This is a genomic window from Vibrio sp. V04_P4A5T148 (genome assembly GCF_963875605.1).
Lineage (GTDB): Bacteria > Pseudomonadota > Gammaproteobacteria > Enterobacterales > Vibrionaceae > Vibrio > Vibrio anguillarum.
The window spans coordinates 16,212-29,500 of the sequence record NZ_CAWNMS010000035.1 but is presented as its reverse complement, the minus strand read 5'-3'; the positions used below and the strand labels follow the sequence as shown (position 1 = coordinate 29,500).

The window sequence follows — 13,289 nt, the reverse complement described above, 5'->3', positions numbered from 1 at the left end:
GTTATAAAGCAGTGTCAGCCGGCTATTTTTTATGTGTCGAAAAATGGGCTTGACTTAAATAACACCAAGTCAGTACATACTCACTGTCAGGCCAGTGGTAACCAACGCTGATTGTGTATGATGGATTTAAAAAAGGATGAAGATCAGTGTGAATCTGAAAAATGAGTCGTTTGGCGTGTTTGTCAACATGGATCAGTTCTACCACGTGAAAATCAAGAACCTGTTCAACCCATGGATAAATGGCTTTATAAATCGATTCCTTCGCGGAAAAAATCAGCGTAATAAAGCTCGCTAATTGGGCAAAGTGATGAGCAAAAATGTGCTCTGCGGGTGTCATTACTTGCTGGCGAATATCACTGAGCCATTCATCTCGTATGAGTTGTTCAATATCAATACCAAGAGCGGCACACGCTTGAGTCTGGTGAGTGGCGGCTGCGATAGCGTAGCCATGGCAATGGGATATTGAGCCTACGATATTTTGCGGCCAAACCGCTTGATTCCCCTTGCCAATCTCTAACGTTAGCGACTGTGATTGATCCAGTTTGGTTAGGCAGTGTTTTGCACACATCCTGCCAGCTAAAAATTCACAATGGCGTTTTAGCACGGCTTGGTTTAAAGAAGAGGGCAGGGAGATCCCTTGCTCTTCAAGTTTATTTTTGTATTCAGGTAGATACTTCACTTCAAGCTGGTGGTATTGGATGAAAGATGGCCAGTTTGGAATGATGAGCATGCCTATTTTACCTATCGAGTGAGTGAACTTGTTCGATGCGTCGCCTGCATGGTGACGTTTATCTCAGATTGAGTGAAAAATCACTCCCCTAGTCAAAAACTAAGTGTTGATGTCTAGGAGAGTGAGTCAGAGTTATTAACTAGAACTGGTAATCAGCGACTATGCCAAAGGTGCGTGGACCGCCGACTTCGTAGAGATCACTTTTCTGGCGAATCACGTACTCTTCATCAGTGACGTTTTTCACGTAAGCGCGAATCGTCAAATCGTTGAGAGTGTAACCTGCATTCAGATTCAACACGGTGTAATCGCCAGCCGTTTTACTCTCTGTGTTGGCTAAATCGGTATAGTAATCGGAAACGTGGTTAACACGAGCACCAAAAAATAGACCAGAATCTAAGTGTTGAGTAAAGCCCGCACCTGCAGACAGTTTAGGAGCGTAACTGAACTCATTGCCTGAGAGATTGGTAGAGGTACCTGTTGGTCCTTCGCTGATGTCCGTTTTAAGAAGACCGACAAACGCAAACAGGTCGAGCCCAGAATCAAACCAGTAAGAGGCTTCAACTTCCGTACCGTAAGTTTTCCCTTTCGGTATATTGGTGATATAGGTGTCGAAGCGTTTTCCGCTCTCACCAGAGACCGAAGTTTGATAATTTTTGTAGTCGTTGTAGAACAGGTTAGCGGTCAGATCCAGCTTGTCATCCAGGAAGCTTGAACGAGAACTTAGCTCGTAGCTCCAGACTTTTTCTTGTTCAAAAACAAAAACTTCTTCTTTGTACTCGTTATAGCCTAATCCACCGGCATTGTAGCCTTTACGGGCCGTAAGACCGAGGGTGGAGTGATCTGAGACATCAAGTAATAGACCAATCTTAGGCAATAGGATGCCGTCATCTTCATCGGCTTTAAAATCGAGTGGTAGGGTAGCGTGATCGAAATCTCGCTTCAGTTCATCTCTTTCATAACGTGCACCTAATAATAGCTGCCAGCGATTATCCAAACGAATTCTTGAGTCAAAGTAGATTGAGTTGGTTAAAACTTCATCTTTACGTTTTAATGAATCTGTTTCGGTGTATTGATCTTTGAAGAAGCTGGCTAGGCCTAGAATCGCATTGTACTTTTCATCAAGTGATTGATATGTAAGCTTTGCTTCTGCGGTGTAGTTATCTTCATCCACATCACCATACCAATTAGTATCAGGATAAGCTTTGAACTTGGTGGTGTAGTTACGATGGGCGACTAAAATATCCGTTGTCAGTTCATCATTAATCACATAATTGACGTCTAGGTTGATATTCCAGCTTTTGGTTTCTTGGCGACGCGTGCCACTTTTGCTATGCAGTTCAAGTGTACCCGGCTTGGTAACGAAGTTGGTATATTGCCCCTCTTCATTACGGCTACCAACCGTTAGCTTGGCTGTTAGCTTGTCATTTCCTTGAGGTTTCCACAATAATTTACCACGGACATTATAGGATTCGAGCTCGGAAGGATCCCAAGGGTACTGATCGCCGTTAGGCAGAGAGTAATCGATAGGGGTATTGCCTTTGGTGCCTTCGGCGGCAAGACGAAACGCTAAAGTATCTTCAACCAGAGGTGCCGACACGACCCCTGCGAGATGATATTTACTGTCTTCATTTTCATAACCAGCGCGAACTTTACCCTCACGGTGGAACGTTGGATCCTTAGTTTTGATCACAACCGCACCAGCAATACTATTGCGGCCTTGGTTGGTGGATTGCGGCCCTTTATAGACTTCCACTTGTTCTGTATCCCACAGTCCAGCTTTACCAAACGCTTCTCCAGACCAAGATTCAGACACGCCGTCTACCGTGGTATTGACGCGAGGTGTTGCGCCTGTCATGAAGGTCAGAAAACCTTCGCCAGGGCCACGTCCATCGACCCCACGAATGTGTGGAATGCCCGAAGGTGCATTGAGTACGTTGGGTACGCGGTCGAGCAGATCGTAGTAATCTCGGCTTTCACCATCATCCACTTCATCGGTGAATAGGGTGAGCGAACTGGTGTTTTCGGCCAGTGTTCCTCCCAATTTCTCACCCACCACAACCACAGTATCTTGCTTTTTCTGTGGCTCTTTTTTTTCGAGCTGTTCCGCTACAACATTTGCGCTAGTACTCACGCAGAGGATGCCAATCAGTGTGGCGAGTTGAGTCTTATTGATATTTCTGACTGCCTTACCGTTATTCATATCCATGGGCTTCATGACCTAAAAGTTCCTTAATAGAAAAAATGATGTTGCTGCAACCATTATCGAATCAACTGTTGCTGGTTGTAATGTTAATGATAATTGTTATTATTTGCAATATCATCAATGCAGTTTTATGCTACTTAGTTTCTATGTTTCAAAAATACTAGGCTTGATATGGGGTGGTTTTAGTAATGGTTGTTAATCAGGAGAGCTCACAAGAGAGGGCTGAGCTCAATGGGGTGTTGGCCCGTTTTATTCAAGAGGGCGGCTCTATTGGTGACGAGCCTTGGTGGGCACATGTGCAATCGATCGGCATGCCTTATGTGATTGAAATAAATGGCGAATATGCAAAGGTTCTTTTTTTATGGCGTGGGCCGGAGCCGAGTGTGGCCGCAAATCAAGCGATCTACGTTGATATTAATGGTGTCACCGATCATCACAGTTTTTCGATGGCGAAGTTTACTCATATCGATAATACCGATGTGTGGTTTTATATCGATAGCGTCAAACAGAGTTGGCGAGGAGGGTACTCTTTTATTCCTGTCCCAGAAGCGTTAGTGCAGCCGAGTTACCAAGGTTCATACGATGCAATGCGCCACCAACATCGGCAATGGCTACGCTCCATTTTTCCACTGAGTTGCGCTGATCCACTGGCTCAAAATGATTTGTCAAAATGCGAGTGGGGGCGCGCGAAAACACCTTGTCATATGCCTAAAGCGCTTACGCAAACAGAGTGGCTCGGTTTCGATTCAGCGCAAGGTCAGTGCTTCAAAAGTGCCGATTCGACCTTTACTTGGCGCAGCACTTTGCTCGGTACATCGCGCGAGATTTGGCTTTATTCGACCGCGCAAAGACCCACCACTGAGCCGTTACCCTTGGTATTGATACTGGATGGCCGTTTTTGGTCTCAATCGATGCCGGTTTATGAGGCTCTTTCACAGGCGACCCACAGTGGAAAGCTTCCAGCGGCGCTCTATGTGTTGATTGATGAAATTAGCGCTCAACAACGCAGTGATGATCTCAGCTGTAATCCGCTGTTTTGGCAAGCCGTGATGGAGGAGTTACTCCCCTCGATTAACGAGCGCGTCAGAGTAACCCGCGATGCAGACCAAACGGTGATCGTAGGCCAGAGTTTAGGAGGCTTAGCGGCAATGTACGCAGCATTACACTGGCCGCAGCGATTCGGTTCTGTGGTTTGTCAATCGGGTTCATTTTGGTGGCCCGATTTCTCGATCGTTAAACCCCCCAGTGAATATTGTCCACCGAAAAGCGACTCGCGATTAAGCAAAATGAGCCAAGAGGTACATCAAGGTTTAGGTGCCAATTCACGTCTTGCGCTTTTCCTCGAAGTGGGTAGCGGTGAAGACATCATGATCGATTTAAGTCGAGATCTATACCAACAGTTGGCTTCACAACAGCATCGGATTCAATTTCGTCTGTTTGACGGCGGTCATGACCGACTCTGTTGGCGCGGCGGGATCATCGATGGCTTGTCATATGTTTTAGAACCTTATCTTTAATTTTCAGCGGTAGAGAGAAATATGTCAGAAAAATACACCAACCCTTTTGATGAATCTAAGCATCAATTTTTAGTGCTGATCAATTCGCATAATCAATACAGTTTATGGCCAGAATTCAAAGCCATTCCCGCTGGTTGGCAAGCCATCCTTGGACCGAGGTCAAAACAAGAGTGTTGCAACTACATCGAAGCTCAGTGGTTAGATATTCGAGCTTAAACCAAACGAGTTTTGACTCCTGCAATAGCGGCGCTGTTCATTCATGCTTGTTAAGCGGGGTAACAAAAAGGGACATAGGCAATGACTTTTGTTAGGAATAAAGAGATGTACAACTCATCAGTGCAAGAGGATCAGTGGCCTCTTATCGGCACACAGCAAGGTATTTGGTTTGCCGAGCAGATGATGCCCAATCCAGAGCAATTTAATGTTGCCCACTACGTGGTGATTCAAGGTCAAATCGATATTGAGTTATTTTCAAACGCGGTAGCCATCGGCTTGCAAGGCGTTGATTCCCTCCACTGCCATTATCTAGAGAGCGATGGCAGCGTGAGGCAGCAGTTTTATCCAGCGGATGAAGAAGGGCAATGGCTTGAGATTCTCGACTTTTCACAAGCCGCCTTGCCAGAAGAGTCGGCTCGGGAGTGGATGAAGCACGATCTTGCGCAGCGGTTGGACATTTCATCAAGAAAGAGGCGTTTCCGACACTGTTTAATTGATGTTGGTTCAAGCAATGCACCGCAATGGTTTTGGTATCAACGTTACCATCATATTGATGTGGATGGGTTCAGTGTGAATGCCATCAGTCAATACATCTGCCAACTTTATAACCATTGGCGGATTGGCGCTGCGAAACCTCAAGAGTTCAGCGCTTTTAGTAATGTAATTCAAGAATATCAGCAATTTTTAGACTCAGCAGCGCGCCAGCAGGCGTACGACTTTTGGCAAACGCAAGCGGCTCATTTACCCAATGTTATTTCGCTCACCACAGGTAGTGCAGCCAATACATCCTCGAGCACGATCACTCACACCGTGCCATTAATCGGTGGAGAGTGGTTAACTCGCTATAGTCCACAGTTGTTACCTGCTGAGCTTGCGATGGCGATGGTATTTGCTTATCTCCATTTACATTCTGGGCAAGAGCAAGTGTGTGTGGGTGTCCCCTTTATGCGCCGAATGGGCAATGCCGCCACTTGTGCCGCTGGTGCGGTAGTGAATGTACTGCCGGTGGCGCTGTCACTTCATCCACAAATGAGCATTATTGATGTGGCGCGAGAGATGAATAAAACCATCCGCCAAGTTCGTCGCCACCAGATGTATGACGCTGAGCAGATCCAGCGTGATTTGGGATTAGTAGGCCAGCCGCTCTATGGCCCGATACTCAACTTTAAACCCTTTGAAGCTGCACTGAGTTTATCTGGCGTAGAGACTGAGACACATATCCTCTCGGCAGGTCCGATTGATGAGATTGAATTTTCGCCAGTGCTCGATGGTCAGACACTGAGTGTTAATATCACGGCCAACAGCACCAAATATAGCCAAGAGTCATTAGAACTTCATGCCGCTCGTTTGGTTGCGATGGTAGAGCAGATTGCCAACCATCCAACACAGCCACTTGATTTGGTAGAGTTAATCCCGCCGAGCGAGAAGCAGCAGATTGCTTTGTGGTCGGTGGGGCCACAACATGAATATGAAACAGAGCAAACTGTGCTGGATGTATGGCAGCAGACTGTTGAGAGCAAGCCAAACGAAGATGCCTTGGTGTTTAAACAGCAGCGTTGGACATTTGATGCCTTCAATCACCTTATTGAAACTCGAGCGGATCAACTGATTACCGCAGGCTTGCGCCAAGGCGATATTGCCGGTGTCGCGTTACGACGTGGGCCTGAAAGCGTCGTGACTATGCTAGCGATTTTGCGAGCGGGTGCGATTTACCTGCCTATCGATCTTGATTATCCCATAGAACGTATTGAATCGATTGTTGAACAAGCACGTCCTTGGTGCTTAGTTGTGGAGGAGGATGAGCAAAACATGGCTTATTCATCGATAAGCTACGTCCCTAGGTTTATTGCTCTTCCTGAATTGGCTCGCATTCACACAGCGCCACAACCCAAACCGACGATCAGTCACAGCGACGTGGCTTATATCATCTTTACTTCAGGTTCGACTGGTCACCCGAAAGGGGTCATGAACACACATGGAGCGCTGTTGAATTTACTGCGCTCTCATCAAGGTTCGATTTTTTCTGCGGCTATCAGCAAACTGGTGACACGTCGTCAGTTACCAGAACAAGCTATTACTGTTCGTGCAGCGCATACGACGTCATTCTCCTTCGATGCTTCTTGGGAGCAAGTACTCTGGATGTTGTCTGGTCATACTATGTATTTGTATGACGATGAACAACGGAAAGACGCCTACGAACTGGTTCAGTGTGTTGCTGAAGATAATATCGATGCTCTTGATTTACCACCTTTACTGTTTGATCAAATGCTCGATAGTGGATTAATGACGAGCGCTCACGTGCCGACGTTAGTTTTGATTGGTAGTGAAGCCATACCACAAAAGCTTTGGTCCCGTGTGAGTGAGTTTCCCGAACTGCTGGTGGAAAACTTTTATGGGCCAACCGAATTTACGGTTGATGCGATCAGCGCTTCGCTTGATGCAGATGCATCGCCTGTCATTGGTCGACCGATTGCCGGTGCTTGTGTTTACGTGCTTGATGAAAATTTAGAGCCTGTCGCTATTGGTGAGGTGGGTGAGCTTTATTTATCGGGTGCGGGGTTAGCAAAGGGCTACCTCAACCAGCCAAGTATGACAGCAGAACGTTTTGTGGCGAACCCCTTTGCGTATGGCAAGATAATGTACCGCACTGGTGATTTGGTGAAGTGGCGAGACAATGGGTTACTGGATTTTGTTGGCCGGTGTGATCACCAAATCAAAATTCGCGGTTTTCGTATTGAATTGGGCGATGTAGAAAGTGCTATTAATGCGATTGATGGTGTTAATACGACGGTAGTCGTGGCAGAGCCTGTTGGCGATACTCATCGTTTATTGGCTTACTGTACTTTAGAGAAAGGGGCTCAGGGTGAGTCAGTTCAACCCGCGTTCACAGAGCAAAGACTGCAAAGTCTTATCGCACAGGCGCTGCCTGACTATATGCAGCCAGCCAATGTGATGATCTTGGATGCTTTCTCTTTGAATGTGAATGGGAAAATCGATAGAAAAGCGCTCCCTAAGTACTCGGCAGGCATGCGTAGCGAATGTGTGGCCCCAATAACCCAACCAGAGCAGCTATTATGTGATGCGATCACCGAGCTACTCGGTGTCAGTGACGTAGGAATGTCAGATGACTTCTTTAATCTAGGTGGAGACAGTATTTCGGCGATGAGCCTTGGGACGCGATTGCGCACGGCGGGCTATGATCTACGACCCAAAGCTATTTTTGCAGCCCGTCAACTGGGTATGATGGCGAGCCAAATGGCGCCACTACAGCAACAACAGCGCGAGAAACAAGAAGGTATTATTCGGCCTCTGCCTATGTGGCAATGGTTTGAGGAGACATTTTCTAATACAACCAGTTATGTGCAAAGTGTGCTTGTTGAGGTGGAAAGCGAAACCCAATTAGCGCACTTGCAAGCCAGTTTAGTGCAACTGGTCGCCAACCATTCCGTATGTCGCTTGGTCCAAAAAGAGCAGCAATACCATATTGAGGCGCTGCAAAATCTTGATGTAAAAAACTGGGTTGAATCGGTTTCGGTTGAGAGGCTAGATGGCAACGTGTTGGACGGTCTGTTTAGCCAGCGCAGTCAGTCGATGTCAATATCATCGGGTCAGCTATTACGCTTGATGATGATAACGGAGCGCAGTGGGCGTAAAAGTCTCATGATCCTTGCTCACCATTTCCTTATCGATGGTGTCTCTTGGCGAATATTGCTTCCGCAGTTGCAGGCATTAACTCAAGCACAAGTCACAGGTGAAGTGGCGGTGATTTCTGAGGAGGTTACCGGTATCCATTGTTGGTCAAAAGCGCTGTATCAACATTTAGCGGTCGCTGCTGCGCAAATGCCATTTTGGCGAGCGCAGGCACAGCGTGCTGTTGCTCCCATCAAGGATCCTGTCGATAAAATACGCATGGCGCATTGGCGTACGCCACTCTCTCATGCCGTTACGCAGCCGTTATTGGAATTACCCACACACCAGACGAATCTCGATATTGAAGAGGTGCTATTAGCCGCGGTTACGGGGGCGATCGCAGGACTTTATGGGTGTGAAGAGATTAAAGTGAACGTCGAATCTCATGGCCGTGAAGAGTGTAAAGAGGGGATCGATCTCAATCAAACCCTAGGGTGGTTTACCACTGAATATCCGTTGATCATTAGCGTGCCAAAGCAGGGTGATTACCGCGAACGGTTACGTGAAGTGAAGCAAAGTAAGCGCAGTGTGAAAGATAAAGGGCTAGGTTATATGGTGCTGCGCTATCTTGATAATCCGTATCGAGATGAATTACGCACGTTGGCGAATACACGCCAACCGTCATTGCTGTTTAATTACCTTGGCCGTTTCCAAAGCAGCGATGGTCAGTGGTCACCACAGCAATATAGTGGGCAGTTTGCCGATACATTTGCCGTCACCTTAAACAGTGAACGGGCTTTGCAGCATCCCTTAGAGCTAAATATTTTCGTCGAAGAATCGGCAACGCCGCGATTGGTGCTCAACTGGTCTTGGAATGCTCACCTGTTCAGCCAACAGGAAATGGTGTCGCTGAGCCAACAGACTGAAAGTGAGCTGCTCAAAATACAGCAAGCGCTACAAGTTGGCGATAGTGCTGAGTTTGACCTCTCTGTGCCTGCTGACTATACCGAGCCAGGAATCACACTGCGACAAGCGAGCCTATTGCAACACCACTATGGCAAGTTAGCGGATGTACTGCCAGCATTGCCTTTGCAAGAAGGATTGCTGTTCCAATCTCAATTAGGGGATAAAAATAGTAGTTATAACTCCACCACGCGTCTTACTTTCCAAGGTCAACTGTCTGAGCATCGCGTGAGCGAAGCGCTTAATGCGGTGATTAGGCGTCATCCGCAGTTGCTCGCTCGATTTGATAGTTCGATATTGGGGCGCACCGTACAGGTGATGACGCAGGTTAATCCAAGCTGGCCACTGACACGTTATGACATAACAAACATGAGTGGTGATGAGCAAAGCGCGTTGATTGATCAGTTAGAGAAGCAAGAGCTAAGCCGCCAGTTTGACCTTAACGATCCTACCCACAGCCTGTTGCAGGCCCAGTTGATTTTTCATGGCGATCAGCAAAGCACACTGCTCCTTTCAGCACATCATCTGGTGGTCGATGGCTGGTCAACGCCGATTTTATTGAATGATTTTCTTAGTGCATACGCCCAAGGAGTCTCGAATTTACCTCCGGTAACCGTCGGCTATGCTCACGTTGTGAGCCAGCTAACGCAGCGCGATAAAACTGTTGCGACCGAGCTTTGGCGCAAAGTATTAGCTGATGTTCAGCCGTGTATGGCTTTTGATGATATTCCGCTTAGCGAGGAAGTTAACGAGCATCAGTTATGGCTATCAAAGCATAAAACGGATCAGTTAAATCAGTGTTTACGACATCATGGCTTAACCATGAGCACCTTAATGCAAGGCCTTTGGGCGAGTATTCTCGCCAGCATGACGGGCCGCGAAGAGGTGGTTTTTGGTACGCCAATCTCTGGTCGGTTCAGTCGTATTGCCGGTATTGATGAACAGATAGGGTTATTCAGTAATACCGTGCCTGTCCGTGTGACACTGCAACCTCACCTTAGTTTGAGTGAGCAATTAAAAGCGCACCAAGCGATCCAAATCCAATTACTGGAGCACGATGAACTTGGCTTGGGTGAGATCCAGCAACTGGTGGGGGGAAAAACACTCTTTGATACCTTGATGGTGGTCGAAAACTATCCAGATCATAGCCGTTGGTACCAGCAAGACTTTAGCGGCGCGAAATTAATGGCTATCCACAATCGTGGCTATACCCATTATCCATTAACCATTCTCGTCTTACCGGGAGAGCAACTGCATATCCTGTTTGAATATCGAGACCGAGTCGGCGTAGTAAAACAGATCGTACAACGATTTGAGCAAATGCTGGATGAGTTTATGGTTTCGAGTGATAAGCCTTTCGCTGAATGGGATCTGCGGTTAAGTGGCGAAATTGAATTGCAGCAACGCGTCAACCAGACCAAAACCGCCGTTGAACGCACGACACTGCGTGATTTGATGATCACGCAGCAACAACGTTCTCCACATCAGTTGGCTTTAATTGATAGTGAGCACCGTTTTACCTATCAAGCACTGGCTGAGCAGGTGGCCGCTATTGCCGATTTGCTGCTTCAGCAAGGTGTTAAGGCCGGGGATATTGTTGCAGTTGCCTTGCCACGCAGCACAACCTTGAGCTTGGCGATCTACAGTATTATTGAATGCGGTGCGGCTTATTTACCGTTGGATGTTGGTTATCCAGATGAGCGCTTGGCCTACATGATCAATGATGCTAAGCCTGCGCTGATCATCACTTGCTCTTCATTCACCTCACGTTTTGAAGGTTTAGCGACACTATTGTTGTTGGATAAGTTACCAGCCCCCGTGCGCGCAGAGCGGCAGAACCGCGCAGATGGGCTTACCCCCTCAAATGCGGCCTACTTGCTTTACACTTCAGGTTCAACGGGTAACCCAAAAGGGGTGTTGGTTTCTCATCAAGCGATTGTCAACCGATTGAAGTGGATGCAGCACCAATATCCCTTGAGCTCTGAGGATGTGGTATTGCAAAAAACGCCGTGCAGTTTTGATGTCTCCGTGTGGGAGTTTTTCTGGCCCTTGCTGGAAGGGGCGAGCTTAGTGATGGCTCCGGCTGAAGCGCATAAAGACCCTGAATGGTTATTGCAAATAATTGACGATTATCACGTGACCACGATGCACTTTGTACCTTCAATGCTGGCAGCTTTCATGGCCTCAATTGAAGCGAATCAGCCAACGGGTTTCACCGTAGCACCAAGCCTCAAGCAAGTATTTTGCTCAGGTGAAGCGCTTGCGAAAGAGCTCTGCCATCAGTACGCACGTAGAATTAATGCACCGCTGCATAACTTGTACGGCCCGACGGAAGCGGCGGTTGACGTGACTTATTATCCAGCTTACGGCGAGGCATTAAACGCAAGCGTTGGCCGTAGTGCACCGATTGGTTTACCGGTATGGAACACCCAAGTCTATGTGCTCGATAGCTTTTTAAGAGCGGTACCAATCGGTGTGCCGGGCGAGCTCTATCTTGCTGGCGAGCAATTAGCCATCGGTTACTTTAATCGCAGTGCATTAACGGCGGATCGGTTTATCGCCAATCCGTTTACTTGTGGAGAGCGAATGTACCGCACTGGTGATGTCGTACGTTGGTTAGCGTGTGGCTCGATTGAGTATTTAGGACGCAGTGATGATCAGATAAAAATTCGCGGGCAGCGTGTGGAACTGGGTGAAATTGAAAGCGCATTACAGGCACTTCCTGCGGTAAAACAAGCGGTGGTCTGTGCTCAGACGCTCTCTACTCATTCAGGTATGTTAGGCGCTGATGAACGGCAAATTATCGGTTACGTCATCGCGCATGATATGAGCGTAACGAATGGCGAGAAGCTACGCGCTGAACTTTCCGAACATTTACCAGCCCATATGGTTCCGGCGGCTATCGTGTTACTGGATCACTATCCGCTTAGCGCTAACGGTAAGCTAGATAAAAAAGCATTACCGCGGCCAAATGACGTCGCAGTACGGGTAGGGCGCAAGGCTCATCCGGGCCTTGAAACACAATTGGTGACGCTATTTGCTCAAGTATTAGCTGTCGAAACACTGTTTGCTGATGATGATTTCTTTACGCTCGGCGGGCATTCACTGCTGGCGATGAAATTAGCGGCAGATATTCGAAGAGCGCTAAACCTACCTGTCACAGTTGGTCAAATCATGGTCAATCCTACGGTGGAGAAACTGGCGAGTTTGCTGCTAGATGAAGATGCTTTTAACGACCCCACCTTAGCTGGTTTTGGCGAAGTGCTGCCTATCCGTGCCGGAAGTGGCCCAGCACTTTTTTGTGTCAACTCTGCTTCTGGCTTTGCTTGGCAATACACAGGGCTACCTAAATATCTGACAGGACATTATCCCATTTATGGTTTGCAATCACCTCGGCCCGGCGGAGCGATGGCGACCAGTGAAACGATGGAAGAAGTGTGTGATCGTTTATTACCCGTCTTAAGAGAGATACAGCCATTTGGACCTTACCATCTATTAGGCTATTCATTTGGCGGGATTGTGGCACAAAAATTGGCCGCGAAGCTTCAACAGCAGGGTGAAGATGTGCACTTTTTAGGGTTATTGGATACCTATCCACCGGAGGGTCAGAACTGGGATGGCCCGATGGATGAAGAAGAGCAGTACGAAATTGAGCGTGAAAAAGAGCAGTTTCTGGCCATCAATGAGCTAACCGATATTGAATTAGATGAGCAACGTTTGGCGATGTTCAATGAGATTACCGCTAACTATGAAGATGCGGTACGTCTACTTGCACAGGCACAAACGTCTGATTATCAAGGTCCGGCCCACCTTTTCGTGGCGCAGCGTACCGTGCCAGATGGTTATGATATTGATGCTCATTGGCAATCTTTTGTCGGCCAGTTGATTAAACATCAGTTTGATTGTTCACATGAAGATATCTTGGCCCCAGAAAATGTACGCCAGATTGGCGAATGTTTAAATACGCTGTTGGAGTCGAAGGCAGCACTGAAAAAATAACAAAAACCACCATTGACGAAACCAGTGCTTA

At 47.4% G+C, this 13,289-nt stretch carries 5 protein-coding genes; 3 read left to right on the top strand and 2 right to left on the bottom strand.

The window, feature by feature from the left end; translation table 11 throughout:
* Positions 1-22 precede the first annotated feature (22 nt).
* The gene (locus AACT18_RS06935) at positions 23-730 is read right to left on the bottom strand and encodes a 4'-phosphopantetheinyl transferase family protein (RefSeq protein WP_010318462.1); all 708 of its coding nucleotides are present in this window, start codon (positions 728-730) and stop codon (positions 23-25) included.
* Positions 731-869: 139 nt separating this feature from the next.
* The gene (gene fvtA, locus AACT18_RS06930; RefSeq protein WP_094125284.1) at positions 870-2,945 is read right to left on the bottom strand and encodes a TonB-dependent siderophore vanchrobactin receptor FvtA; all 2,076 of its coding nucleotides are present in this window, start codon (positions 2,943-2,945) and stop codon (positions 870-872) included.
* Between the two features lie 164 nt (positions 2,946-3,109).
* Here fvtA and vabH point away from each other — a divergent pair, with 164 nt between their 5' ends.
* From vabH to vabF, 3 genes are all read left to right on the top strand, one after another.
* Positions 3,110-4,450, top strand: a complete 1,341-nt coding sequence (vabH, locus tag AACT18_RS06925; RefSeq protein ID WP_094125283.1) for a vanchrobactin esterase VabH — start codon at positions 3,110-3,112, stop codon at positions 4,448-4,450.
* A 21-nt stretch (positions 4,451-4,471) separates the two neighbouring features.
* Positions 4,472-4,666 (top strand): MbtH family protein, encoded by a 195-nt coding sequence (locus AACT18_RS06920; protein WP_013857274.1) that lies wholly within the window; start codon positions 4,472-4,474, stop codon positions 4,664-4,666.
* 105 nt (positions 4,667-4,771) lie between these two features.
* Entirely contained in the window at positions 4,772-13,258 is an 8,487-nt protein-coding gene (gene vabF, locus AACT18_RS06915; protein WP_094125282.1) for a vanchrobactin non-ribosomal peptide synthetase VabF, read from the top strand.
* Positions 13,259-13,289: the final 31 nt, after the last annotated feature.